At 73.3% G+C, this 25,134-nt stretch carries 19 protein-coding genes; 9 read left to right on the forward strand and 10 right to left on the reverse strand.

The features are described 5' to 3' along the window. Positions 1–74 precede the first annotated feature (74 nt). The 3 genes from ASF82_RS09885 (at position 75) to ASF82_RS09895 (ending at position 2,352) form a co-directional block, all read left to right on the forward strand. Positions 75–1,079, forward strand: a complete 1,005-nt coding sequence (locus ASF82_RS09885; protein ID WP_056056629.1) for an iron-siderophore ABC transporter substrate-binding protein — start codon at positions 75–77, stop codon at positions 1,077–1,079. 14 nt (positions 1,080–1,093) lie between these two features. After that, on the forward strand, positions 1,094–1,957 hold the full coding sequence (locus tag ASF82_RS09890; protein WP_056056631.1) for a siderophore-interacting protein: 864 nt from the start codon (positions 1,094–1,096) through the stop codon (positions 1,955–1,957). Between the two features lie 122 nt (positions 1,958–2,079). Beyond that, positions 2,080–2,352: a hypothetical protein gene (locus tag ASF82_RS09895; protein WP_156370062.1), complete on the forward strand. Its 273-nt coding sequence runs from the start codon at positions 2,080–2,082 to the stop codon at positions 2,350–2,352. 63 nt (positions 2,353–2,415) lie between these two features. On the opposite strand, the gene ASF82_RS09900 is transcribed toward ASF82_RS09895, so the two are convergent. Next, on the reverse strand, positions 2,416–4,041 hold the full coding sequence (locus ASF82_RS09900; protein ID WP_056056635.1) for an ABC-F family ATP-binding cassette domain-containing protein: 1,626 nt from the start codon (positions 4,039–4,041) through the stop codon (positions 2,416–2,418). A 111-nt stretch (positions 4,042–4,152) separates the two neighbouring features. Here ASF82_RS09900 and ASF82_RS15270 point away from each other — a divergent pair, with 111 nt between their 5' ends. Then, positions 4,153–5,145 (forward strand): bifunctional methionine sulfoxide reductase B/A protein, encoded by a 993-nt coding sequence (locus ASF82_RS15270; RefSeq protein WP_082514541.1) that lies wholly within the window; start codon positions 4,153–4,155, stop codon positions 5,143–5,145. A 118-nt stretch (positions 5,146–5,263) separates the two neighbouring features. After that, entirely contained in the window at positions 5,264–6,472 is a 1,209-nt protein-coding gene (locus ASF82_RS09910) for a cysteine desulfurase-like protein (protein ID WP_056056637.1), read from the forward strand. A 180-nt stretch (positions 6,473–6,652) separates the two neighbouring features. Here the strand turns inward: ASF82_RS09910 and ASF82_RS15555 are convergent, their stop codons facing one another. From ASF82_RS15555 to ychF, 8 genes are all read right to left on the reverse strand, one after another. Continuing rightward, positions 6,653–6,814, reverse strand: a complete 162-nt coding sequence (locus ASF82_RS15555) for a hypothetical protein (protein WP_156370064.1) — start codon at positions 6,812–6,814, stop codon at positions 6,653–6,655. A gap of 70 nt (positions 6,815–6,884) precedes the next feature. After that, positions 6,885–8,183: a hypothetical protein gene (locus tag ASF82_RS09915; protein ID WP_056056639.1), complete on the reverse strand. Its 1,299-nt coding sequence runs from the start codon at positions 8,181–8,183 to the stop codon at positions 6,885–6,887. Positions 8,184–8,264: 81 nt separating this feature from the next. Next, a complete protein-coding gene (locus ASF82_RS09920; protein WP_056056641.1) occupies positions 8,265–9,137 on the reverse strand; it encodes a patatin-like phospholipase family protein in 873 nt (290 codons plus the stop codon). Positions 9,138–9,331: 194 nt separating this feature from the next. Beyond that, positions 9,332–10,747 carry a UDP-glucose/GDP-mannose dehydrogenase family protein gene (locus ASF82_RS09925; protein WP_255354163.1) on the reverse strand — a complete coding sequence of 472 codons (1,416 nt, stop codon included), beginning with the start codon at positions 10,745–10,747 and terminating at the stop codon, positions 9,332–9,334. A 305-nt stretch (positions 10,748–11,052) separates the two neighbouring features. Beyond that, on the reverse strand, positions 11,053–12,162 hold the full coding sequence (locus ASF82_RS09930; RefSeq protein ID WP_082514543.1) for a nitrous oxide reductase family maturation protein NosD: 1,110 nt from the start codon (positions 12,160–12,162) through the stop codon (positions 11,053–11,055). Next, positions 12,159–14,105 (reverse strand): right-handed parallel beta-helix repeat-containing protein, encoded by a 1,947-nt coding sequence (locus tag ASF82_RS09935; RefSeq protein ID WP_056056642.1) that lies wholly within the window; start codon positions 14,103–14,105, stop codon positions 12,159–12,161. Before ASF82_RS09935 ends, ASF82_RS09930 begins: the two co-directional genes overlap by 4 nt. Continuing rightward, positions 14,102–15,622: a glycosyltransferase gene (locus ASF82_RS09940; RefSeq protein WP_082514544.1), complete on the reverse strand. Its 1,521-nt coding sequence runs from the start codon at positions 15,620–15,622 to the stop codon at positions 14,102–14,104. Before ASF82_RS09940 ends, ASF82_RS09935 begins: the two co-directional genes overlap by 4 nt. A 542-nt stretch (positions 15,623–16,164) precedes the next feature. Then, positions 16,165–17,238, reverse strand: coding sequence for a redox-regulated ATPase YchF (gene ychF / locus ASF82_RS09945; protein ID WP_056058897.1), 1,074 nt, complete (start codon positions 17,236–17,238; stop codon positions 16,165–16,167). Positions 17,239–17,337: 99 nt separating this feature from the next. Here ychF and ASF82_RS09950 point away from each other — a divergent pair, with 99 nt between their 5' ends. Both ASF82_RS09950 and rmuC read left to right on the forward strand, forming a co-directional pair. Then, complete coding sequence (locus ASF82_RS09950; protein ID WP_056056646.1) at positions 17,338–17,937, forward strand: exonuclease domain-containing protein; 600 nt, start codon at positions 17,338–17,340, stop codon at positions 17,935–17,937. Then, on the forward strand, positions 17,934–19,235 hold the full coding sequence (gene rmuC / locus ASF82_RS09955; protein ID WP_056056648.1) for a DNA recombination protein RmuC: 1,302 nt from the start codon (positions 17,934–17,936) through the stop codon (positions 19,233–19,235). Before ASF82_RS09950 ends, rmuC begins: the two co-directional genes overlap by 4 nt. A gap of 82 nt (positions 19,236–19,317) precedes the next feature. Here the strand turns inward: rmuC and glpX are convergent, their stop codons facing one another. Then, on the reverse strand, positions 19,318–20,316 hold the full coding sequence (glpX, locus tag ASF82_RS09960; protein ID WP_056056650.1) for a class II fructose-bisphosphatase: 999 nt from the start codon (positions 20,314–20,316) through the stop codon (positions 19,318–19,320). Positions 20,317–20,411: 95 nt separating this feature from the next. Between glpX and ASF82_RS09965 the strand changes: the two genes are divergently transcribed. Together ASF82_RS09965 and fbaA are read left to right on the forward strand one after the other, a co-directional pair. After that, positions 20,412–23,897 carry an SdrD B-like domain-containing protein gene (locus ASF82_RS09965; RefSeq protein ID WP_156370066.1) on the forward strand — a complete coding sequence of 1,162 codons (3,486 nt, stop codon included), beginning with the start codon at positions 20,412–20,414 and terminating at the stop codon, positions 23,895–23,897. Between the two features lie 132 nt (positions 23,898–24,029). Then, entirely contained in the window at positions 24,030–25,058 is a 1,029-nt protein-coding gene (gene fbaA / locus ASF82_RS09970) for a class II fructose-bisphosphate aldolase (RefSeq protein ID WP_056056655.1), read from the forward strand. The last annotated feature ends 76 nt before the right edge of the window (positions 25,059–25,134 follow it).

The raw sequence follows: 25,134 nt of genomic DNA on the forward strand, positions 1-25,134 counted from the left end.
CCCGCCGGAGCGACTCCCCCGCACCCTGCACCGCACCCCGTCTCCCCTGCCCCGCCCCCGACTCCGAGGACCCCATGCGCACCCCCCTGAAGCTCGCCGCCCTCCTGGCCGCCGCCGCCGTCGCCCTGACCGGCTGCGCGGCCGGCAGCGCCTCCGACGACGCGACCGCCACCTCCTCCGCCGCCCCGGCCGCCGACTCCTTCCCCGTCAGCGTCGACACCAAGTTCGGCGAGGTGACCGTCGACCAGCAGCCCGAGCGCGTCGTCGCGCTCGGCTGGGGCGACGCCGAGACGGCGCTCGCGCTCGGCGTGCAGCCGGTCGGCGCCTCCGACTGGCTGGCGTTCGGCGACGACGTCGACGGCGTGGGCCCGTGGGCCCAGGGCCTCTACGACCAGTCGCCGGAGATCATCGGCACGCTCGACCCCTCCTACGAGGCGATCGCCGCGCTGCAGCCCGACCTCATCCTCGACACGAAGTCGTCGGGCGACCAGGACCGCTACGACCGTCTGTCGGGCATCGCCCCGACGATCGGCGTGCCCGAGGGCGGCGACAGCTACCTGACCACCTTCGAGCAGCAGATGGACCTCGTCTCGACGGCCCTCGGGCAGTCCGCGAAGGGCGACGAGCTCGTCGCGCAGAGCGAGGCCGAGGTGGAGGCCGCCGCCGAGGCGCACCCCGAGTGGAAGGGCCTCACCGTGACGGCCGCCACCAAGACCAGCGAGGGCTGGGGCGCGTACGTCGCGGGCTCGGAGCGCGTCAGCCTGCTCGAGTCGCTCGGCTTCGAGCAGAACCCGGAGGTCGCCACCCTCGACGCGAACTCGGGCGGCTTCTCGGTGAGCATCTCGTCGGAGAACCTCGACGTGATCGACGCCGACGTGATCGTCGCCTTCCCGATCTACATCGACACCGCGCAGATCACCGACGACCCGCAGTGGCAGGCCCTGCCGGCGGTCGAGGCCGGGCACGACGTCGTCATCGACGGCGACGTCTCGTCGGCGTACTCGCTCGGCACCTCGCTGTCCCGCAGCTACGCCCTCGACGCCCTCGTGCCGCTGCTCGAGACGGCGACGAAGAGCTGACCGGGAGCGACCCCGTGAGCCCGACCGACGCCTCCCCCGCCCGCTCCCCGCGCCCGGTGCGCGCGCAGCACGTCTTCGTCGTCGAGCGCACCGAGCGCCTGACGCCGCACCTCGTGCGCGTACACCTCGGCGGCGACGCCTTCGACGGCTTCGTCGAGGCCGGCGCCGCGCAGCTCGCCGAGAGCGACCGCTACGTCAAGCTGCTGCTCGCCCGGCCCGGGCTCGGGCTGCAGCCGCCGTTCGACCTCGACCGGCTGCGCGGCGAGCTGGCCCCCGACGACCTGCCCGTGCGCCGCACGTACACGGTGCGCTCGGTCGACCACGACGCCCGCACGATCGCCGTCGACTTCGTCGTGCACGGCGACGAGGGCGTGGCCGGCCCGTGGGCCCTCGCGGCCCGGCCCGGCGACCGGCTGCAGATGTCGAGCCCGGGCGGCGGCTGGTCGCCCTCCTCCGACCCCGCGGTGCCGAACTTGCTGCTCGCCGACGACTCCGCCGTGCCCGCCGTCGCGTCGGCCCTCGAGGCGATGGGCCCCGACGCCCGGGGCCTCGCGCTCGTCGAGGTCGCGGGCCCCGACGACGAGGTCGCCCTGACCCCGCCCGCCGGGCTCGAGCTGCGCTGGCTGCACCGCGGCGAGGGCGCCCCCGGCAGCGCGCTCCTCGCCGCCCTCGGGGCCCTCGAGCCGCCGGTCGGCCCGGTCACCGTCTTCGCCCACGGCGAGCGCGGGGCCGTGAAGGAGGCGCGGGTCGTGCTCCACGACCGCTGGGGCCTCGATCGGGCGTCGCTGTCGATCAGCGCCTACTGGGCGCTCGGTCGCGTCGAGGACGCCTTCCAGGCCGAGAAGCGCGAGCCGGTCGGCGCGATCTTCGCCGACTGACGGGCGGCGCGGCGCGCTGCCGCCGCCGCCGCCGTCCGGACATCGAGGCGACGCGTCTCGGGGCCTCGCCGTCGACGAGGGCCCCGGACGGGTCACCTCGATCGCCCCGGTAGCCTGTCCCGGTGAGGTTCTGCAGCAGGTGGGTCGTGCGTGACCAGTGGCACGAGGTCTGCCTCCACGAGGACTTCTTCCTGTACCGCACCCGCCCGGCCGACAGCACCGCGCCTCCGGAGGAGCACCGCGTCGAGAACGGCGACATCGCCGACATCGGGGTCGACCGCGAGGGGCCGCTCTGGGGCATCACGCTCACGGTGACGAGCGGGGAGTCGCGCACGGTGCCGTGCCCGGCGACGATCGCCGCGCCGCTGCTGCTGCGCTGGCACGACCGCGACTGACGACTGGGCCCGGCCGTCGGCCGTGGCGACGCACGTCCGCGGCGGTCGAGGTGCCCGGTCGGCCTACGCGGCGCCGACCAGCAGCTCGCCCGGCTCGGCCCCCTCGGCGCCGAACTCGATGCGCCGGTTCGCGACCTTCTCGCTGAAGAACCGGTCGTGGCTGACGACGACGACCGCCCCGGGGAAGTGCACGAGGGCCCGCTCCATCACCTGCGTGCTGGCCATGTCGAGGTGGTTCGTCGGCTCGTCGAGCAGCAGCACGGAGGCGCCGGAGAGCAGGCACTGCGCCATCGCCACGCGGGCGCGCTGACCGCCGGAGAGCGCGCCGATGCGCTGCTGGAGGTCCGCCTCGGAGAACTGGAACATGGCCAGGAAGCGAGCGACCGACTTCCGGGTGGCCTTCAGGGCCAGGCTGTCGGGCATCGCGTTGACCGAGTGCGTCACCGTGTCGGCGTCGTCGAGCTCGGCGAGCACCTGGTTGTACGAGACGACCTTCGCGCCGCCCGCCCAGTCGACGCGGCCGCGGTCGGCCGCCTCGGTGCCCTCGAGCACCCGCAGCAGCGTGCTCTTGCCGCTGCCGTTCGAGCCCACGACGACGATGCGGTTCCCGCGGCGCACCTCGAAGCCGAGATCGTCGAAGAGCGTCTTCTCGCCGTACGACTTGCCGAGCCCCTCGACGCGGCAGAGCACGTCCTTCACGTGCAGCCCGCCGTAGATCTCGGTGATGATCTGGTCGACGGGCCGCGGGGTGCGCTGCTTCTTGATCTTGGCGAGGTCCTTCGTGAGGCCCCCCGCGCCTCCCTGCTTCTGCGCCTTCGCGGCCTTGACGGCCTCGCGACGGTCGCTGATGCCCTCGGCCTCGAAGGCGAGCAGCTCGTTCTCGTGCGCGAACTGCTGCTCGAGGGTCTTCAGCCGGAACTGCTTCTGCACGACGTACTCGGCGAAGGCGCCGGGGTACTCGTGCAGGTGGAAGTTCTCGACCTCGACGATGCGGGTGACGACCGCGTCGAGGAACTGCCGGTCGTGCGAGACGACGATCGCGGCGCCGCGGAAGTCGCGGAACCACTGCTCGAGCCACTCGACGCCGGCCACGTCGAGGAAGTTCGTCGGCTCGTCGAGCAGCAGCACGTCGGGCGCCTCGAGGACGATCTTCGCGAGGGCCGCGCGGTTGCGCCAGCCGCCGCTCAGCGCGTCGATCGGGCTGGTGCGGTGCGCCGCGTCGAAGCCGAGCACGGTGAGGGCGGTGTCGACGTGACGGCGGTACTCCCAGCCGTCGAGCCGGTCCATCTCGGCGAAGAGCTCGGACTGCCGCTCGATCAGGCGCGTGAGCTCGTCGCCCTGGTCGGGGTCGACGGCGACCACCGCGATCGCGGCGTCGATCTCGGCGAGCTCGGCCTCCATGGCGCGGACGTCGTCGAAGAGCCCCTCGAGCACCTCGGTGACGGTGGCGGTGCCGTCGAGCTCGCTGAACTGCGAGAAGTAGCCGAGCCGCAGGCCGTCGTCGACGGTGACCGTGCCCTCGTCGGGCTGCACCTGGTCGAGGGCGAGCTTCAGCAGGGTCGACTTGCCCGAGCCGTTGCGCCCGATGAGGCCGACGCGGTCGCCGGGCTCGAGGCGGAAGAAGGCCTCGCGCAGCACCGGCCGCTGCTCGTAGCGCACGGTGACGTCGTTCAGGCGGATGAGGCTCATGCCCACCAGTCTCGCAGCCTGCGTCGGAACACTGGACCGGGCCGGGGCGTTGCACCCCCCGGAGCCGTGCGCACCACTCCGGGTGCGTCCCCGCTCCGAACTGGAGGCACCATGACCACCGACGACCACGACCACGCACCCACCCCCGACGCCCTCGCCCGCCTGACGCCCGAGCAGCGCCGCGTCACCCAGGGCGGCGGCACGGAGCCCGCGTTCCGCAACGAGTTCTGGGACTCCCACGAGGCGGGCATCTACGTCGACGTGGTCAGCGGCCAGCCGCTCTTCGCCTCCGTCGACAAGTTCGACAGCCGCACCGGCTGGCCGAGCTTCACCCGGCCGATCGACGCCGAGAACGTCGTCGAGCGCCGCGAGGGCATGTTCTTCGCGCGCCGCACCGAGGTCAGCTCGGCGGGCGCCGGCAGCCACCTCGGCCACGTCTTCCCCGACGGCCCCACCGCGACGGGCGGCCTCCGCTACTGCATCAACTCGGCGGCCCTCCGCTTCGTCCCCCTCACCGCACTCGAGACCGAAGGATACGGTTCGTACATGACGCTCTTCTCCCCTGAGTCCACCCCCGCCCCCAGCGGAACGACCGAGACCGCGATCCTCGCGGGCGGCTGCTTCTGGGGCGCGCAGCAGCTGCTCCGTCGCCGACCGGGAATCGTCTCGACCCGCGTCGGCTACTCCGGCGGCCACGTCGCCAACGCCACGTACCGCAACCACGGCGGCCACGCCGAGGCCGTCGAGATCGTGTTCGACCCGGGCGTGACCTCGTACCGCGAGGTGCTCGAGTTCTTCTTCCAGATCCATGACCCGTCGACGAAGGACCGCCAGGGCAACGACATCGGCGACTCGTACCGCTCGGCGATCTTCTACACCTCCGACGAGCAGCGCGAGACAGCCCTCGACACCATCGCCGACGTCGACGCGTCGGGCCTGTGGCCGGGCAAGGTCGTCACCGAGGTGACCACCGCCGGCGACTTCTGGGAGGCCGAGGAGGAGCACCAGGACTACCTCGAGAAGCTCCCCAACGGCTACACCTGCCACTTCGTGCGACCCGGCTGGGTGCTGCCGAAGCGCGAGCAGGCCGTCAGCGCGAGCTGAGCCCGGGCCCCGCGGTGCGGAGCCGCAGGTCTGCGGGAGGCGCGGTGCCGGTCATGTCGGCACCGCGCCTCCCGTGCGCGTGCGCGGCGACCGCCGCCGCACCTGGTAAGCAGGGGGCATGCCCCTCGACGTCGCCGCCCTCCGCTCCGCCTTCCCCTCGCTCGGCTCGGGCATCGCCCACTTCGACGGCCCGGGGGGCACCCAGACCCCGCTCGTCGTCGGCGAGGCCATCGCCCGCGCCATGACCGGTCCCACGTCGATCCGCGGCACGAGCACCCTCGGCGAGCGCAACAGCGAGGCCACGGTCCAGGCCTTCCGTGCCGCCTACGGCGACCTGCTCGGCGTGCCGGCCCGCGGCGTCGTCCACGGCCGGAGCGCGACGCAGCTCACCTACGACTTCTCGCGCCACCTGTCAGCCGGCTGGGGCCCGGGCGACGAGGTCGTCGTCTGCCGGCTCGACCACGACTCGAACGTCCGGCCCTGGGTGCAGGCCGCCGAGGCCGTCGGCGCGACCGTCCGCTGGATCGAGTTCGACCCCGCCACCGGCGAGCTCGACCACGCCTCGGCCGCCGTCGCCATCACCGACCGCACCCGCGTCGTGGCCCTGACCGCCGCCTCCAACCTGCTCGGCACGCAGCCCGCCGTCCGGGCGATCGCCGACCGCGCGCACGCCGCGGGCGCGCTCGTCTGGGTCGACGCCGTGCACTTCGCGGCGCACGAGGTCGTCGACCGCGAGGCCCTCGGCGCGGACTTCGTCGTCTGCTCGCCCTACAAGTTCTACGGCCCGCACTGCGGCGTGCTCGGCGCCGACCCCGAGCTGCTGGAGGGCCTCCGGCCCGCGAAGCTCCTGGCGTCGACCGACGTGGTGCCCGAGCGGTTCGAGTTCGGCACCCTGCCCTACGAGCAGCTGGCCGGGGCCACGGCCGCCGTCGACTTCCTCGCCGGGATCGCCCCGGGCGACGCGACGACCCGCCGCGAGGCGATCGTGGCGTCGATGCGGGCCTGCCACGAGCACGAGGGCGAGCTGCGCGCCCGGCTCGAGGCGCGCCTCCTCGCCGTCCCCGGCCTGACGCTGCACTCGCGGGCGGCGCGGCGCACGCCGACCCTGTACGTCACGATCGCCGGGCGCCGCATGCGCGAGCTGTCGGCGCACCTCGCGACGCGCGACGTGCTGGCGCCGTCGGGCCACTTCTACGCGATCGAGGCCTGGCGCACGATGGGCCTCGACGATGAGACCACCGGGCTGCGGATCGGGCTCGCGGCCTACACGGACGACAGCGACGTCGACCGGCTGCTAGCGGGCATCGAGGAGTTCGTCGCGGCCTGACGCTGCCTGCGCGGCCGTGGGTGCCCGAGCCGCACGGCGGGCCGGTGCCCCGGCCGCACGGAGTGCGGGTGCCCCGGCCCTCCGGCGGGCGTGTTCGACACCGACGGGCCGTCGTGCACGCCCGGCCGCGTCGAACTCGCCGGCGCGGCGAGAGTCGACACGCGGGACGCGAGACGGCCGTCAGCGCGAGGCGACTCCCCCGGGCGGGCGACGGGTCGGGGCCGCGGCGGCGCGGCGCTTGTCGACGACGGCGGTCACGGCCGAGCCGAGCAGCAGGACGAGGATGCCCAGGGTGACGACGGCGGCCCCCAGGACGATGAGCGCGATGATGAACGTTTCCACCCCCCGATCCTGACGGAGGCGCGGGCGCCGCGGCAAGGACCCGCGGCGGATGCCCAGGCCGACCGGCCCCTCAGGACCCGCAGGCCGAGGTGGCCGACAGGCTGAGACCCTCCGCCGTCCCGCGGATGGTCGCGCCGGCGACGCCCGACGCCCCGCTCCCCTGCGTCGCCCAGATGTCGAGGCCGAGCGCCCGGTCGACTGGGCGCAGGCCCTGGTCGGTCCAGCTCGCCGTGACGGCGTCGAAGGGAACCTGGGCGTCGTCGACGTGGAGGAACACCGGCGCGACGACCCAGCCCCGCACGCGGACCCGCAGCGAGCCCTCGCACTGCTCGCGGCCGTCGACGGCGACGACCGCCTCGACGCCGGTGAGCGCGACCGAGGCGTCCAGGAACGCCCGCACCGCCGCCTCCTCCTCCGTCAGGTCGACGGTCTGCAGCTCGGCCTCGGTCAGCGGCGCGGGAGGGGCGTCGGGCGTGATCCGCGGGACGGTGGGCGGCGGAGGCGACCCGAGCGGGAGGCCCAGCCAGCCGTCCACGTCGCGGTCGACGCCGGCCACGTCCGGTGGGGAGACGGTGAAGCCGGTGCGGTCGCGGGTGCCGGCGTCGGCCTCCTCGTCGGTGGTCGCGGCGAGCTCGTCGGCGATCGACACGACCTCACGGGTCTCGACCCAGAGCGTCGGGCCGACGGGCCCGGCCACGGGGTCGGCGACGGAGAGGCTCAGCGACGTGAGACGACCCGCCGCCAGCTGGGCGTCGAGACGGTCGAGCAGAGCCGGCCCCGGGCTCGTCCGCCCCACCCCCAGGTACGCGGAACCGCGGGTCAGGCTGGTGCGCAGCCCGTCCACCAGCGGCCGCACCGCGTCGACCGTGGCGCGGAGGCTCGCGGAGGCGGCGACCGTGACCTGGGCGGAGGACCGGTCGACGACGACCGACTCGACCTCCGGCACGCGTCGGAGCCCGTCGGCGAGGGTGACGGAGGCGGCGTCCAGGACGTCGAGGGTGGCGGCCGAGGTGCCCTCGCCCGCGGGCAGGTGCAGGTCGAGCAGGAGGGCCGCCCGCGTCACGCCCCCGAACGCGGCGTCGTCGAGATCGTCGACGAGGTCGATGTCCGGCCCGTCGGCCGTCACGGCGACCCGGGCGATCCAGTGGTGGGGGTCGTCCTTGGCGTCGACCTGCGAGAGGTCGGTCTCGACGCCGGCGACGCCGTCGACTACTCGGAGACGGTCGGCGAGGGCCGCGAGTGACTCCTCCGAGCCCTCCGGCGGCGGCACGAGCAGCAGCGAGCAGGCGCTCAGCGAGGCTGCGACGAGGGCCAGGCCGACGACCCCGGCGAGGGCGCGGCGAGCACGACGAAGGCGGGGCAGCGGCATCACCTCAGCCTAGGAAGACGCGGGCCGCCCCTCGTCGCCCGGGAGGAGGACGGGCGTCCCCCTCCCGGTGGAGCGTCAGGCTCAGCCTCGCCAGAACTCCCGCACGGCATCGAGCACCTCGTCCGCCTGGCGCCGCCCGGCCTCGGCCGCGGGGCCGCGGGTCGCGCCCGAGAGGGAGTTCGCGCCGAACGCCGCGAGCGCCGCGTCGTCGGCCTGGATCACCATGACCTCGCGACCGGCCGCCTGCCGCGCCGCGACGACGCCCGGCAGGGTCGGCCCGAGCGGCGACTGCGCCAGCTCGGGCCCGCACGACAGCACGAGAACGCGTTCGGCGGCGTCGGCGACGTCGGCGTTGGTGCCGGAGCGCACGCCGCCGTCCATCGTCGGCCGGCCGTCGACCTCGACGGTCGGCCAGACGAGCGGCACCGAGCAGCTGGCCGCGACGGCCACGTGCAGGGGGACGCCGGAGTCGCGGGTCAGCACCCGGAACTCGCCGTCGGTCGCGTCGACGGTGCAGACCGCCAGGTCGCCCGCGGGCCACGGGGTGTCGGCACCGAGCCGCTCGCGCATGGTCGTCACCAGCTCGGGCTCGTCGCCGGTGACGGGCACCTGCCGGGCGAGCGCGCCCAGGCGGGCCCGCGCCTCCTCGGGGCTGGCGGCGCCGGCCACGGCCTGGCCGACGCGGTCCAGGAAGTCGCCGCCGTCGAGGGCGGCCTCGGGGGTCGCGCCGGCCGGCAGCAGCTGCTCGCGGTAGGCGTCGGCGACGCCGCCCAGGCGGAGCGTCGTGCCGACGACCGAGCCGGCGGACGTGCCGACGACGAGGTCGGCTCCGGCGAGGGGCACGCCGGCCTCGAGCAGGCGGGCGAGCACGCCGACCTCCCACGCGATGCCGGTGATGCCGCCGCCGCCGAGGACGAGGGCGGTGCGGGGGGTCGAGGGTGCGGTGTCGGTCACGGGGCTCCTCCAGACGATGACGGGGTCGCCGTCACGCTACGACCCCCGGCCGAGGAGCGCTCCCAGCGAAAGCGACCGGGCGGCCCCGAGACGGCCCCGGGTGCACCGGAGGGGGCCGGGCCACCCGAGGCCCGACCCCCTCCGGGCCTGTCAGCGCCCTGCGGGGCGCTGCTGACGAACCCCCCGAAGGGCCGTCAGACCGTCACCTCGTCCCGCAGGTCGGAGGCGAGGGCGACCGTGCGGGACTGCGCCGGGCGACCCAGCGCCCGGAACTCCCAGCCCTTCGCACGGTAGTCGTCGGCGTCGAGGGCGTGGCGCCCGTCGACGACGCGTCGGTGGCGCACGAGCTGCGCCAGGTCGTCGGGGTCGGCGTCGCGGAAGACCTGCCACTCGGTGAGCAGGGCGACGGCGTCGGCGTCGACGACGCAGGCCATCATGCTCGACGCGTAGGTGAGGTCCGGGTAGAGGCGGTGCGCGTTCTCGTTCGCCTCGGGGTCGTAGACCGTGACGGTCGCCCCCTCGAGGTAGAGCATGCGCGCCACGTCGAGCGCGGGGGCGTCGCGGACGTCGTCCGAGTTGGGCTTGAACGCGGCGCCGAGGCAGGCGATGCGCTTGCCGGCGAGGTCGCCGCCGACCATCTCGCGGATGAGGTCGACCGTGCGCACGCGGCGACGGTTGTTGATGCTGTCGACCTCCTTGAGGAAGGAGACCGCCTGGCCCACGCCGAGCTCGTCGGCGCGGTGCGCGAAGGCGCGGATGTCCTTCGGCAGGCAGCCGCCGCCGAAGCCGAGGCCCGGCTTGAGGAAGCGGCCGCCGATGCGGGAGTCGTACGAGAGCGACTGCGCGAGCAGGTTGACGTCGGCGCCCGTGGTCTCGCAGACCTCGGCCATCGCGTTGATGAACGAGATCTTCGTGGCGAGGAACGAGTTCGCGGCGACCTTGACGAGCTCGGAGGTCGCGAGGTCGGCGACGACCAGGGGCGTGCCCTCCTCGAGCACGGGCGCGAACGCCGCGGAGAGCTGGCGCTCGGCCCACTCCGACTGCACGCCGAAGACGAGGCGGTCGGGGTGCATGGTGTCCTGCACGGCGAAGCCCTCGCGGAGGAACTCGGGGTTCCAGGCGAGCTCGAGCTCGGCCCCCAGCGGCGAGAGCGACTGGACGAGCTCGGTGAGGCGGCTCGCGGTGCCGATCGGCACGGTCGACTTGCCGACGAGGAGCGCCTTGCGGGTGATCCGCTTGGCGAGCTCGCCGAAGGCCGAGTCGACGTAGCGCATGTCGGCGGCCATCGAGCCGGGCGTCTGCGGGGTGCCGACGCAGATGAAGTGCACGTCGCCGAACTCGGCGGCGGCGTCGAAGTCGGTCGTGAAGGTGAGGCGGCCGCTGTCGAGCGCCTCGCGGAGCTTCTCGGGCAGGCCGGGCTCGTAGAACGGCACGGTGCCGGCGGCGAGGGCCTCGACCTTGGCGACGTCGACGTCGACGCCCATGACCTCGTAGCCGAGGACGGCCATGCAGATGGCGTGGGTGGCGCCGAGGTAGCCGGTGCCGACGACGGTCAGGCGGGGCTTCTCGACGATGGGCAGCGGGGCGGAGCGGGTGATCGGGTCGGACAAGGGGTGCCTCCAGGCGGGTGTGGGTGAGCGGACGGTGCCGAGCGGTTCAGGTGCCCGGCAGGGTCACAGGAGGACGCCGTCGCCGGGCGTTCAGGGCGCCCGGCGGGGCGCGGTGCTGCGTTTCGGGCGCAGCGGGGGCGCATCGCAGGTGCGGTGCGGGTGGAGCACGGTGATCCGTGGTGCGGGTGATCGGGCGGTGCGGGTGATCCGTGGTGCGGGTGATCAGGCGGTGCGGGTGATCGGGTGGTGCGGTCGGTGGCCCGTGGGGGCGGGGAGGGGCCGGGGCCCCGGAGGCGCGGGCAGGGTCAGCGCGCGCACTCCACGTTCCAGTCGCCCTCGCCGGCGCCGGAGACGGTGTTGTCGCACATCACGCGGTTGCCGAGCTCGGGGGTGAGCGAGAAGCCGAAGCCGGGCCCGTCGACCGCGGCCGTGTTGCCGCTGAAGACGTTGTCGGTGCCCCAGCCCTCGAGGAGCTCGTGGGTCTGGAAGCCGTCCATCGACGACGCGGTGCCGGTGTTGCCCTCGATGGTCCAGCCGTTGCCCTTGACGTCGACCCAGGAGTCGCCCTCGGTCAGCGAGGCGCCGTCGAAGCTGTTGCCGCGGACGACGCCGCCCGTGGTCCCCTCCTTGATGTCGATGTTCTCGGCCGTCGTGTCCGAGATGGTGTTGCCCTCGATGACGTTGCGGTCGGAGGTGTCGGGGTCGCCGCCGGTGATCTCGCCCCAGTTGTTCTTCGAGGAGCCGATGTAGATGCCCTCGCCGAACTTCTCCTTGCGGTTGCCGGTGTCGCTGATGGTGTTCGACGACACGACGTTGTCGGTGCTGCCGTCGCGGAGGTGGACGGCCTCGTCGCCGATGTGGTTCACGGTGAGGCCGGTGATCGTGCTGCCCACGGTGCCGTCGGCCATCAGGCCCTTCTGGCCGTTCGTGATCGTGAACCCCTCGAGGTGCCAGTACTCGGCGCCGTCGAGGTGCATCACGTAGCCCTTCTCGACGTCGTCGCCGTCGAGAACGGCGTCGGCCGAGCCGCAGAGGGCGATCGGCTGGTCGGCCGTGCCCGACTCCGACGCGACGAAGTTGCCGACGTAGGTGCCCGGCTCCAGCTGGATCACGTCGCCGGGGGCGGCGTCGGTGAGGGCCGAGGTGAGCTCGTCCGCCGAGGCGACCGAGACGCTCGGGGCCTGGCAGACGTCGCTCGCCGTGGCCGGAGCGGCCGGGGCGCGGGTGGCGCTCGGGGTGGGCGACGCCTCCTCGAGGGGCGCCGAGGTGGCGCCGGCGGACGGAGCCCGTGACGCGCCTCCCTCGTCGTCACGACCGACGCCGATCGCCGTCACCGCGACTCCTCCCACGATCACGCCGGCCAGCACGAGGCCGGTCGCGGTCAGGGCGGGGTGCTTGCGGAACAGGTCGATCATGCGGTGCTTCCTCGAGGGGTGGAGGGCGGGCCGACCTCGTCGCGCGAGGCCTCCCCGCGGGTGAAGGTCGACAGCGGCGCGAGGTTCGCGTAGGGGTGGACGAACCCGCGGCGGTTGCGGCCGACGCTGGTGATTGCCGTGACGAGCAGGATGAGGCCGAGGCTCAGCCACATGATGGTCAGCGGCTGGAAGATCGACCGCAGGATCACGCTGAGCGGCTTGGTGCTGCGCCAGTCGCTGTCGTCGTTGTCGGCACGGACGGCGCCCTCGGTGCGGGCGGTGTCGATGGCGCTCGGGCCGCGGCCCGACACGACGTTGTCGCTGATGCTCGACCGGCCGGTGTCGCCGATCAGGGTGATGGCGTGGTTGCCGACGTCCTCGACGGTGTTGCGCGAGATCGTCGCGCCGGCGTCGCGGAGGTAGATGCCGATGTCGCCGCCGGAGATCGTGTTGCCCTTGATCGTGCCGCCGGTGCCGGCGTCGCGGAGCGCGATGCCCTGCAGCGCCGACTCCTCGATGGTGTTGTCGGTCAGGGCGACCTTCTCGGCGCCCTGGCCCACGACGATGCCGACCTCGTTGCCCGTCAGCGTGTTGCCGTCGACCTCGATGTCGGTGCCGCCGATGACCTCCACGCCGTAGCGGGCGTTGTCGCTCGACTTGCTGTTCGACAGCGAGTTGTTGCCGTAGACGCCGGTGGGCATGCCCGTCGCGCTCGGGCCCTCGGCGAGGGCGCGGCCGTTCATGGTGATGCCGTTGTGGCCGTTGCCGGTCGCCGTGAGGCGTTCGAGCACGATGCCCGAGGAGGCGCGGTTCACGTCGAACCCGTCGAGCGCGTTCCCGGTCGAGGTGGTGTTCTCGACCTCGCTGTTCGACACGTTGCGGTGGAAGACCATGCCGTCGACGAGGCTGTCCTTGATGGCACTGTCGCGGACCACGACGCCGTCGGCGCTGGTGACGAACAGCCCGAAGGCGTTGCCGTCGAAGGTGACGTCGCGGACCATGGCCGAGACGTAGCTGTAGCCGCTGAGGTCGGGGTCCATGTCGAGCACGCTGGCCTCGTCGGTCGGCAGCAGCTCGGTGCCGAAGACCTCCGTGCTGGCGTCCTCCTCCGCGGCGGCCGCGGCGGCCGCCTCGTCGCTCGCGCTGGCGTTGGTGCCCTTGCGGGCCAGGGTGTCGGTGCCCTTGTCGGGGATGTCGGTGCCCGTCATCGAGACGCCGCCCGTCATGCCGCTCCAGAAGCCGAGGTCGGTGAAGAACGCCTTGCTGAGCTCGGCGCGGCCGCCGACGACGCGGATGTAGGCGCGGCCGTCGGAGGTGTCGGTGTCGACGGCCCCGGCGTCCGGGTCCCAGCTGCTGATGCGCGTGGGCTCGTCGTAGGTGCCGGCCACGACGAGGGAGCCGCCGAGGGTGACGATCGACGTGAACGCCTCCGAGTTCGACTGGAGGTGCAGCGTCAGGCCGTCCTTGTCGCTGAGGTCGAGCGTGGCGCCGTCCTCGACGACGATGTTCTCGCTGAGGAGCCAGCTGCCGTCGGGCTCGCGGCGGAAGGTGCGGGGCGCCAGCTCCTCCAGGTCGCTGAGCGTGTACGGCGCGTCACGGGCGACGAGCACCAGCGTGTAGAGGTTGCCGGTGGCGAGGCGGTACGGCTTGTAGTGCGCGACGCCGCTCCAGTCGGCGGCGTTCGCGATGGCCCGCACCTCGATGAGGCGGCGGTCCTCGGTGGCGGAGACCTGCGCCTCCGCCTCCGGGTCGCCCTCGTACGACGCGACGCCGCTGGCGTCGAGGCGCTCGGAGGTCGGCTCGGACGAGCTCGACGAGCTCGGCTCGGGCGACGCGGCGGAGGCAGTGCCCGCGCCGGTGAGGGCGATGCCGCCCGCCACGACGGCGGTGACGAGGACGGCGGAGGCGCAGCTCAGCGCGGTGCGGCGGCGGAGGGCGGTCATGCGGTCACCTCCTGGGCGACGGGAGCGGTCTGGGCGGGGACGGGCGGGGCGGCGACGGGCTGAGCGGGGACGTGCTGCGCCGTGGCCGGCTGGACGTCCGCGGTCGACGCCGCGACGGGCACGCCGACCGGCGGCGAGACCGGGGCGGGCGGCAGCGCGCCGTGGCGGCCGGCCGGGGTGACGGCCTCGTCGGCCGGGACTCCCTCGTCGGCCGGGACTCCCTCGTCGGCCGGGCCGGCGGCGTAGGCCGCCTCGCTGACGAGCGACGACGCGGTCTGGCCGTCGCCGCCGATGCGGTCGGCGTGGCGGGTCAGCCAGCCCTGCTTGTTCATCGTGATCAGAGCGAAGACCTTGATGGGCAGCGAGATGAAGATGACCACGAAGGCGACGACGGGGAGGATGAAGATGTCACCGGGGTTGCGCTTCAGGTGCGAGAACCCCCGCACGCCGCGGCTGAGCAGCACCCAGGCGAGCGTCGCGCCGATGCCGAGCGCCGTGCCGTCGATGCGGCTGAAGGCGAGGTAGCCGACGGTGAGGCCCATGGTGACGGGCGTCAGGATGATCTGCATGACCGTCACCTTGGTGACGAAGGGCACCTTCCAGAGCCAGCCCTTCGCGATCGCCGTGAAGTAGGTGCGGTACGAGTTGCGGCTCCAGCGGACGCGCTGCTTGACGAAGGCGCTGAACGTGTCGGGGAACATCGACAGGGCCTTGGCCGACGACTGGTGCACGGTCTTGTAGCCGCTGGCGAGGACGAGCCAGGTGAGGCGCCCGTCGTCGCCCGAGATGCAGCGGCGGCCGAGGAAGAACTCGTTCTCGAGGTTCTCGAGCACGGGCATCACGGCGGAGCGGCGGTAGACGGCGGTGCGGCCGGAGATGATCGCGACGGCGCCGGCGGCGCCCATGGCTGGCACGTAGTTGTAGTACCGCAGGTTGACCAGCCAGTCGGCCACGCGCCTCCACACGCTCGTGCGGCGCTGGTACACGTTCTGCTGCGTGCTGACGCCGCCCACGAGCGGGTCGGCGAACGGCTTCTGCGCGTTCTCGAGCAGGCCCGGCGTCCACGACGTGTCGGAGTCGGTGAGGAAGAGGATCTCGCCCTGGGCCCGGCGGATGCCGGCGCCGAGCGCCGAGCGCTTGCCGACGTGGTGGAAGAGCACCGGGGTCACGCGCGGGTCGCCGAGGGCGATGATGCGGTCGTACGCCTCGGTGTCGATCAGGTCGAGGACGATGATGATCTCGTCCGGCCCCTGCTCGCGCCACGTCTGGAGGCAGCGCATCAGGATGTCGGGGTCCTCGTGGTACGACGGCACGACGAGCGAGGTCGTCGACCGGAAGTCGCTCTCGATCGGCTTCGCGCGGGCCGACAGGATGACCCGGTAGAGCCAGAGCAGCCAGACGATCGTGCCGGCGATGGCGATGGGGAAGTAGGGCTGGACGGTGGTGAAGACGTCGACGACGGACTGCCAGTTCAGGGCGATCTGGAAGTCGGTCGACAGAGCTGTGCCAAGGCGCATGGGTGGCGGGTCCTCGATCGGGGTTCGGGTAGGCGCACCGGTGGCCGACAGCCTCGATGAGGCGTGCCGCGGTCGGCGGCCCCTTCAGGGGTCGCCGACCGGTGAACGACCTCTCGCGAGGTGCGTGTGGTGACCGTGTCGGGATCGGAGGGAGTTCGGGCTCCCCCCGCACGGAGCGTCGAGGTTCGGGCCTCGACGCTGGGGTACCGGCGTCTGGTGCTCAAAGTAGGGACAGCGCTGTGACCACGTCAAGACTGTGCTGTGAGCCGGGCCGGGAACCATCCGCGGATGACCCGCGACCCCCGGACGGGTGATCCCTCCCCCTTCGGGGTACACGACCCTCACGTGAAGGGAGGATACCCGGGAGTATCGGCCGGACGGGGGGCACGGCGGGGTACGGATCCGGTCCCCCACGGGCCTCCGATCGACTGCGGCGTGTACCCCGGCGGTCGTCCCCCGGTCCAGCTCCCGGATCGGCCCTCGTCAGCCGCGGGCGGTCGCCTCAGAGAGGCCCGACGCCGGGCTCCGACCCATCCGGGTGCCTAGTTGTTGAAGCGGAACTCCACCACGTCGCCGTCCTGCATGACGTACTCCTTGCCCTCGATGCGGGCCTTGCCGGCCGAGCGCGCCTCCGCGATGGAGCCGGTCTCGACGAGGTCCTCGAACGAGATGACCTCGGCCTTGATGAAGCCCTTCTCGAAGTCGGTGTGGATCACGCCGGCCGCCTGCGGGGCCTTCCAGCCCTTGCCGATGGTCCAGGCGCGGGTCTCCTTCGGGCCTGCCGTGAGGTAGGTCTGCAGGCCGAGGGTCTCGAAGCCGATGCGGGCCAGCTGGTCGAGGCCCGACTCCTCCTGGCCGGTCGACGCGAGCAGCTCGGCCGCGTCGTCCGGGTCGAGGTCGATCAGCTCGGACTCGATCTTGGCGTCGAGGAAGACGGCCTCGGCCGGCGCGACGAGGGCGGCCAGCTCGGCCTTCTTGGCGTCGTCGGTCAGGATGGACTCGTCGACGTTGAAGACGTAGATGAAGGGCTTCGCGGTGAGCAGCCCGAGCTCGCGGATCGGCTCGAGGTCGATGCCCGACGCCGACAGGGCCTCGCCGCGCTGCAGGGCGTCGCGGGCGGCGACGGCGGTCTCGTGCGTGACCGGCTCGACGCGCTTGAGGCGGAGCTCCTTCTCGTAGCGCACGATCGCCTTCTCGACGGTCTCGAGGTCGGCGAGGATCAGCTCGGTGTTGATCGTGCCCATGTCGCCCTCGGGGTCGACCCGGCCGTCGACGTGCACGACGTCCTCGTCGACGAAGCCGCGCACGACCTCGGCGATGGCGTCGGCCTCGCGGATGTTGGCGAGGAACTTGTTGCCGAGCCCCTCGCCCTCGCTCGCGCCCTTCACGATGCCGGCGATGTCGACGAACGACACCGGCGCGGGCAGCGTCTTCTCGCTGCCGAAGATGTCGGCGAGCACCCGGAGGCGCGGGTCGGGCAGGTTGACGATGCCGACGTTCGGCTCGATGGTCGCGAACGGGTAGTTCGCCGCCAGCACCTGGTTCTTGGTCAGGGCGTTGAACAGGGTGGACTTGCCGACGTTGGGCAGTCCGACGATCGCGATAGTGAGAGCCACGGTCAGCCATCGTACCGGCGCGGGGCCCGACGCACCGCCCGGAGCCGGGGAGGCGCGGGCCGGGCCGGCGACGTCGGGGGTGCGTGAGAGCATGGCCCGGTGCCCATCGACTTCACCGCGATCGACTTCGAGACCGCCAACGCGAGCAGCGCGTCGGCCTGTTCCGTCGGCCTCGTCAAGGTGCGCGACGGCGTCGTCGTCGACAAGGTCGGCTGGCTGATCAAGCCGCCCGCCGGCCACGACGCCTTCCTGGAGTGGAACACCCGCATCCACGGGATCGTCGCCGACGACGTCATCGGCGCCTTCGAGTGGGAGGAGCAGTTCGACCTCATCGCCGACTTCGCCGGCATCGACGTCTTCGTCGCCCACAACGCGGGGTTCGACATGGGCGTCATCCGCGCCGCCTGCCACGCCACGGGCATCCACCCGCCCGACTGGGCCTACCTCTGCAGCCTGCAGGTGGCGCGCAAGACGTACGCCCTCGACTCCTACCGGCTCCCGATGGCGGCCGCCGCCGCGGGCTTCACGGGCTTCTCGCACCACGACGCCCTCGCCGACGCTGAGGCCTGCGCGGCCATCATGACCCACGCGGCCGCGGTGCACGGCGCCGACGACCTCCGGCAGCTCGCCGAGGCCTCCCGCGTGACGATGAAGCGGCTCACACCGCTGTCGGGGGCTGCTGCGACACTGCGGGCATGACCTCACCGATCGCCGTCGTGGCCCTCGTCGTCCTCTCCCTCGCCGTCGGCGTCGTGCTGGGCGTGCTGGCGACACGGGCCCGGTCGGCCGAGTCGACGGCCCGCCTGTCGGCCGAGCTCGCCGGCGCCCGCGCCACCGTCGAGGGTCACCGCGAGCGCCTCGCCGACCTCGACGAGCTGCACCGCCGCCAGTCCGCCGACCAGGAGGCGCGCCTCCGCGAGTTCCAGGACCGCCTGCGAGACGTCCGCATCGCCGAGGCCGAGCGCACCCGCTCCGAGGGCCAGGTCATGACCGCGCTCAGCCCGGTCGCGCAGAGCCTCGCGGCCGTCCAGGCCAAGGTCGCCGAGCTCGAAGAGCAGCGGGCGCACCAGTACGGCACCCTGAGCGAGCAGCTGCGCAGCGCCGTCGAGTCGGAGGAGCGCCTCCGGAGCACGGCGGAGTCGCTGGCCAGCGCCCTGCGCTCCAACAGCACCCGAGGCGTCTGGGGCGAGACCCAGCTGCGCAACGTCGTGCAGGCGGCCGGCCTGATCGAGCGGGTCGACTTCGACCTGCAGTCGAGCATCAGCTCGGACGCCGGCCAAGGCCGGCCCGACATGGTGGTGCACCTGCCCGGCGGCAAGTCCATCGCCGTCGACGCCAAGGTGCCCTTCTCCGCCTACCTCGAGGCGAGCACCATCCCGGCCACCGCCTCCGGCGAGGAGGCGGCCCGCCGCGACCTGCTCGTCAAGCAGCACGTGAAGGCCCTCCGGGCGCACGTCGACGCCCTCTCGGCGAAGACCTACTGGGCGGGGCTCGACTCCTCCCCCGAGCTGGTCATCGCCTTCATCCCCAGCGAGTCGCTCGTGTCGTCGGCCCTCGAGGCCGACCCCGCCCTGATGGACTACGCGTTCCAGAAGCGGGTCGCGCTCGCCTCACCCGTCACGCTGTGGTCGGTGCTCAAGACGGTGGCCTTCAGCTGGCAGCAAGACGTCGTGACCACGGAGGCGAAGGCCCTCTTCGACCTCAGCCGGGAGCTGCACGGCCGCCTCGCCACGATGGCCGGCCACGTCGACAAGCTCGGCCGGTCCCTGCGCGGGTCGGTCGTCGACTACAACCGCTTCGTGGGGTCGCTCGAGCGCACCGTCCTGCCGTCGGCCCGGCGCCTCAGCGTGCTCGACGAGTCGACGGTGCTGGCGGCCCCCGCGGTCGTCGAGGAGGTGCCCCGCGACCTCACCGCGCCCGAGCTGACGGCGGCGCTCGACGAGGCCGAGCAGCGCGACGGGCAGCGCCAGGACGAGCACCAGCACGACAGCCTCTGATCCCCCGCGAGCGGCGGCGCGGGGCAGACGGAGGGGCCGGGGCGAACACGTCGCCCCGGCCCCTCCGTCTGTCACTCGGTGACTAGGCGTTCTCGCCGTACCACTTCGAGACCAGGTGGTCGGCCTCGACGCGACGGATCGTGCCGGAGTGCGAGCGGAGCACGATGCTCGAGGTGCGGATCATGCCCTGCTTGCGCTTGACGCCGGCGACGAGCGCGCCGTCGGTGACGCCCGTGGCGACGAAGTAGGCGTTGTCGCCCTTGACCAGGTCGTCCTGGTCGAGCACGCGGGTGAGGTCGTGGCCGGCGTCGATCGCCTTCTGGCGCTCCGCGTCGTCCTTCGGGGCCAGGCGGGTGAGGATGAGGCCGCCGAGGGCCTTCACGGCGCAGGCGGTGATGATGCCCTCGGGGGTGCCGCCGATGCCGACGCACATGTCGATGCGCGAGTCGGGACGGGCGGCGTTGATGCCGCCGGCGACGTCGCCGTCGAGCAGCAGGCGGGTGCCGGCGCCGGCGGCGTGGATCTGCTGGATGAGGTCGGCGTGGCGCGGGCGGTCGAGGACGGCCACCTGGACGTCCTCCACGGCGAGGCCCTTGGCCTCGGCCAGGGCACGGATGTTGTCGCCGATCGGGCGGTCGAGGTCGATCACGCCGATGCCCTCCGGGCCGGTGACGATCTTGTCCATGTAGAACACGGCGCTGGGGTCGAACATGCTGCCACGGTCGCTGACCGCGATCACCGAGAGGGCGTTCATGCGGCCGGCGGCGGTGAGGCTCGTGCCGTCGATCGGGTCGACCGCGATGTCGCAGGCGGGGCCGAAGCCGTTGCCGACGTGCTCGCCGTTGAAGAGCATCGGGGCTTCGTCTTTCTCGCCCTCGCCGATGACGACGACGCCGTCGAAGGCGACGGTGCCGAGGAACTTGCGCATCGCGTCGACCGCGGCGCCGTCGGCGGCGTTCTTGTCGCCCTTGCCGATGAAGGGGGCGGAGCGGATCGCCGCCGCCTCGGTGGCCCTCACCAGCTCCATGCCGAGGTTGCGGTCAGGGTGCGAGTAGAGGTTCCCGGAGGACGAATCAGCCATTCCTCGAGTGTACTCGCCACGCCTTCCCCTCACAGCTGTCATGCGATATGTTCTCACCCGGCATGAGGCATGCATGCCCGACCGGAAGGCCTCCCTTGACCCCTCTCTCCACTCCCCTCACCCGCGGGGTGACGGCAGCCGCCGTCGCCGCTGCGCTGATCGCGGCGGCCACCGTCCCCGCGGTCCCCGCCCGCGCCTCCTCACCGCCTCCCCTCAAGCCCGGCGGGCCGTCGACGACGGCCCCGCCGAGCGAGCGCTCCGAGGTCTCCGCCGACGGGCTCCGGCTCAGCGTGGCGGTCTCGTCGGACGGCCTCGGGCGCTTCAGCGACGACGACCGGCCCGGCGGCGACAGCGGTCCGCGCAACGGCGTCGTCCGCACGGCCGACGCCGTCGTCTACGCCGTCACCGTCGGCACCTCGGAGGGGTCGGCCACGGGCGGGGTGCGCCTCACGGCCGCCGAGGGCACCAGCTGGGCCGGGGTCCCCGACGAGTGCTCGGCCGGCTCGGCCGTCGACGGCGACGTGCTGAGCTGCGAGCTCGGCACGCTGACCGGCGGTGCCCGGACGGTCAGCGCCGTCGCGTCGGTCTCGACGGCGCTGCCGCACGCGGCCGTGCTCGAGGCCGGGGTCGAGGCCCATGCCGTCGGGCTGGAGCCGGTCGAGGTCACGGCGCCCGCCGTCACCGTCTCCGCCGCCCCGCGCTTCGACGTGTCGATGTCGCGCACCGTGCCGGCGTTCTCGCCGTCGCTCGGCGCCGACGGCACGACGCCCGGCTTCTCGATCGTCTACCCGCTGCAGGTGCACTGGGAGTCGCTCGTCGAGGGCGGCGGACTGCTGGGCTACGAGCAGCTCGCCGACGGCATCACGCTCGTCGACGACGTGTCGCGCATGTACGGCTCGTCGCCGAGCCCCGCCGTGCTCCACTCGGTCGACGGCGCCCCGGCCTGCGGTGTGAACACCGGCCAGATCGCCGCCGCGCCGGGCGGCGTCGGCGGCGGAGAACGGGCGGTCGTCGACTCCGGCACCGTGACCTGCGAGCAGGCCGCCCCGGGCGAGCCCGTCTCGATCACCGTCAGGGGCACCGACACGAGCCTCGCCTCGGTGCCGACCCGCAGCGTGTCGGGCGGGCAGATCGCCGGCGGCGTCGTGCCCTACGTCGTCTCGGCCTACGTCAGCCTCTGGGTCCCGGCCCCGCCGCTCGGCCAGTCCTTCACGGCCCGCAACACCTACCGCGACGTCGCCGCGACCTCCATCAGCGGTCGGGCCAACTACGACGGTGAGCCCGAGCCCGACCACGACAACTCCGTCGACCGGAACGTCAGCCAGAACGCCGGCGTCGGGGGCGTGACCCGCTACTACGGCTGGGACGCCGAACGCTCCGCGTCGTTCCCGTTGTCGGGCAAGAACGACCTCCCGTACGTCACCCCCGCCCAGTCGATCCTCAGCAGCACGAGCCTCAACAACCGCGGCGTGGGCCCGTGGGGCGACACGGTCGTCTGCTCCGTCTTCGACAACACCGTGCAGACGCTGCGCGAGAACGCCCCGGGGTCGTGGGCGGCCAGCAACAGCGTGGGCACGACCGGCCGGCCGGAGTTCGCGGCCTTCGCCGGCGGCGACCAGGAGGCGGCCCGCAGCGCCACCTGCGACGACGACGACCTGGAGTGGCACGCCGACCCGCTCGACGTCGAGGGCGGCCCGGCGGCCGTCGGCGCCGTCCGCTGGTCGTACGACCACCCGGCCACGACGACCATCGGCTTCAACGTCCACCTCACGGTGGCCCCGCGGCTCGAGAACGACACCCGCGTGCGGACATTCTCCAGCATGCGCACGTCGACCGACGGCGAGTGGACCCACGACCGTGCCGACGCGGAGAGCGCGAACGGCCCGTGGTCGGACTTCCTCACGACGACCAGCAACACCGCCCGCATCACGAGCGCGGTCGTCGACCCTGGCCACGACGCCGGCGACACCCCCGACCAGAGCGCCTTCGTCACGGCGGGCGGCACGGTCCGCTACGCCCTGTACCCGTCGGTGACGAACGCCAGCGACGACCGGGTGGCCGAGGTGGTCACGGTGCGGGACGTCCTCCCCGCCGGCGCCGAGTTCGTCCCCGGGTCGAGCTCGCCGGAGCCGGTGGTCGACGAGGTCGAGATCGACGGCGAGGCCCGCCAGCGGCTGACCTGGCGCTTCGACCCGGTGGAGGTCAACGCGACGATCGCGCCCCTCGTGTTCGACGCTCGCTTCACGAGCACGCGCGCGGGGGTCGAGGCCCTGAACCGCGCGACGATCGAGTCGAGCCGTGACGTGTCGGCGCCGTCCTTCCGCACCTCCGACCGGGCCCTCCAGGTGCTCGCCGGCAGCGGCTTCGACACGGAGGAGACCGTCGACCACCCGGTGCACGTCATCGGCGACGAGGTGGTCTTCACGCTCTCGTACCGCAACGTCGGCTCCGAGGCGCTGCCCTCGAGCTCGTTGATCAGCACGCTGCCCCACCCCGGCGACGGCAGCACCACCGCGGCGACGCAGCCTCGGCTCGTCGCCCCGGTGGCGGCGGACGGCGACACCGAGACCGTGAGCTACACCGGCGCCCCCTCGGCCGACGTCCACACCGACCCCGCCCACGGGTCGAACCAGCCGGGAGGCGCCACCACCTGGTGCCTCGAGGCGGAGCTCGGCCGGGCCGGCTGCCCCACGGGGCTCGACGACGTCACGGCCGTGCGCGTGCACCGTGACGGCCCCGTCGAGCGCGGCGGCTCGGTGGAGCACGAGCTCGTCCTGACCGGAGCCGACGACTCCGCCGACTCCGACGTCTGGGCGTCGACCTTCGCTCTCCGGGTCGCCGGCATCGACTGGGCCACGACCTCGAACCGGGCCAGCACCCGGGTCGCCGCGGGCACGCTCGGCCACCGCGTCTGGACGGACGTCGACGCGGACGGCGTGCGCGGCGACGACGAGCCGGGTCGGCCCGGCCACCCGGTGCGGGTCACCGGCACGGACGACCGCGGCGACCTCGTCTCGCGGGCCGTCGCGACCGACGCGCTCGGTCGCTGGTCGACGACCGGCCTGCGCCCCGGCGACTACCGCGTCGACGTGGGCGAGGTGCCCGGCGGGTGGACGACCGTCCGAGCCGGCGACGACCCCGAGCGCGACTCGGACGTCGACGCCGACGGGCGGGCCGCGGTCACGGTGAGCCGCGTGCTCGACCCCAGCGGCGCACTCGCGGGCGTCTCGCGACACGACCACGTCGACGCGGGGGCGCTGGCCGACCCGGCCGAGCCGCCCGTCGTGGAGCCGCCCGTCGTCGATCCCCCGGTCGTCGAGCCCCCCGTGGTCGACCCGCCCGTGGTCGACCCGCCGACCGACGAGGGCAGCACCTCGACCTCCCCCGGGGCCGACCCGGAGGAGCACCTGACGGCCGAGGCGCAGGAGCCCCGACCCGCCGTCCTGGCGTTCACCGGAGGACCCCTCGTGCTGGGCCTGACGGCGCTGGCCGCCCTGCTCGCCCTCGCCGCCGGGGGCGTCGTCCTCCTCGCCCGTCGACGCTCCGCGGAGCGGGACGACAGCACGCCGAGCTCCGTCTGAGGCGACCCGGCGGAGGGTCGGCACCCCCGGGTGTCGACCCTCCGCCGCCGCCTCCCGAGCCTGGGCCGACGCCGGGCCCGCTGACTAGGCTGGGCCGAGCAGAGCCGCACCCGCACCACCGAAGGAGAAGCCATGCCCGTCGCCACCCCCGAGCAGTACGCCGAGATGCTCGACCGAGCGAAGAAGAAGGGGTTCGCCTACCCCGCCGTCAACGTGTCGTCGTCGCAGACGATCAACGCGGTGCTCCAGGGCCTCACCGAGGCGGGCAGCGACGGCATCATCCAGGTGACGACCGGCGGTGCCGACTACTTCGCCGGCCACACCGTCAAGAACCGCGCCGCCGGGGCGATCGCCTTCGCGAAGTTCGCGACCGAGGTCGCCAAGAACTACCCGATCACGGTCGCGCTGCACACCGACCACTGCCCGAAGGACGCCCTCGACGGCTTCGTCCTGCCGCTGATCGCCGCCTCCGAGGAGGAGGTGAAGGCCGGCCGCAATCCGCTCTTCCAGTCGCACATGTGGGACGGCTCGGCCGTCCCCCTCGACGAGAACATCTCCATCGCGGAGGAGATGCTGAAGCGCACCGCCGCCATCAACGCCATCCTCGAGGTCGAGATCGGCGTCGTCGGCGGCGAGGAGGACGGCGTGCAGCACGAGGGCACGAACGACGCCCTCTACACGACCGTGGGCGACGTGACCCGCGTCGTCGAGGCGCTCGGCCTGGGCGAGAAGGGCCGCTACATCGCCGCCCTCACCTTCGGCAACGTGCACGGCGTCTACAAGCCCGGCAACGTCAAGCTCCGCCCCGAGCTGCTCGGCGAGATCCAGCAGGGCATCCAGGAGCGCTTCGGCACCGCCGAGAAGCCCCTCGAGCTCGTCTTCCACGGTGGCTCGGGCTCGTCCGACGCCGAGATCTCCGAGGCCGTCTCGAACGGCGTCGTCAAGATGAACCTCGACACCGACACGCAGTACGCCTTCAGCCGGTCGATCGCCGACACCGTGCTCAAGAACTACGACGGGTTCATCAAGGCCGACGGCGAGGTCGGCAACAAGAAGCAGTACGACCCCCGCGCCTGGGGCAAGGTCGCCGAGTCCGCCATGGCGGCGCGAGTCGTCGAGGCCACGCGGCAGCTGGGGTCGTTCGGCCAGTCGGGGAGCTGACCCGCGACTCCCCCGTGACGTCACGACGCCCCGTCGGCTCAGGCCGGCGGGGCGTCGTCACGTCCGTGCCCCGGGT

This window comes from Frigoribacterium sp. Leaf164 (assembly GCF_001423665.1).
Classification (GTDB): Bacteria; Actinomycetota; Actinomycetes; order Actinomycetales; family Microbacteriaceae; genus Frigoribacterium; species Frigoribacterium endophyticum.

Excerpts from the sequence above, each read along its gene's own strand:
- fbaA (WP_056056655.1), top strand. The coding sequence starts at position 24,030 with ATGCCCGTCGCCACCCCCGAGCAGTACGCCGAGATGCTCGACCGAGCG.
- glpX (WP_056056650.1), bottom strand. The coding sequence starts at position 20,316 with ATGGCTGATTCGTCCTCCGGGAACCTCTACTCGCACCCTGACCGCAAC.
- ASF82_RS09900 (WP_056056635.1), bottom strand. The coding sequence starts at position 4,041 with ATGAGCCTCATCCGCCTGAACGACGTCACCGTGCGCTACGAGCAGCGG.
- ASF82_RS09885 (WP_056056629.1), top strand. The coding sequence starts at position 75 with ATGCGCACCCCCCTGAAGCTCGCCGCCCTCCTGGCCGCCGCCGCCGTC.
- ASF82_RS09935 (WP_056056642.1), bottom strand. The coding sequence starts at position 14,105 with ATGACCGCCCTCCGCCGCCGCACCGCGCTGAGCTGCGCCTCCGCCGTC.
- ASF82_RS09915 (WP_056056639.1), bottom strand. The coding sequence starts at position 8,183 with ATGCCGCTGCCCCGCCTTCGTCGTGCTCGCCGCGCCCTCGCCGGGGTC.
- rmuC (WP_056056648.1), top strand. The coding sequence starts at position 17,934 with ATGACCTCACCGATCGCCGTCGTGGCCCTCGTCGTCCTCTCCCTCGCC.
- ASF82_RS09910 (WP_056056637.1), top strand. The coding sequence starts at position 5,264 with ATGCCCCTCGACGTCGCCGCCCTCCGCTCCGCCTTCCCCTCGCTCGGC.
- ASF82_RS15270 (WP_082514541.1), top strand. The coding sequence starts at position 4,153 with ATGACCACCGACGACCACGACCACGCACCCACCCCCGACGCCCTCGCC.
- ASF82_RS09930 (WP_082514543.1), bottom strand. The coding sequence starts at position 12,162 with ATGATCGACCTGTTCCGCAAGCACCCCGCCCTGACCGCGACCGGCCTC.
- ASF82_RS09940 (WP_082514544.1), bottom strand. The coding sequence starts at position 15,622 with ATGCGCCTTGGCACAGCTCTGTCGACCGACTTCCAGATCGCCCTGAAC.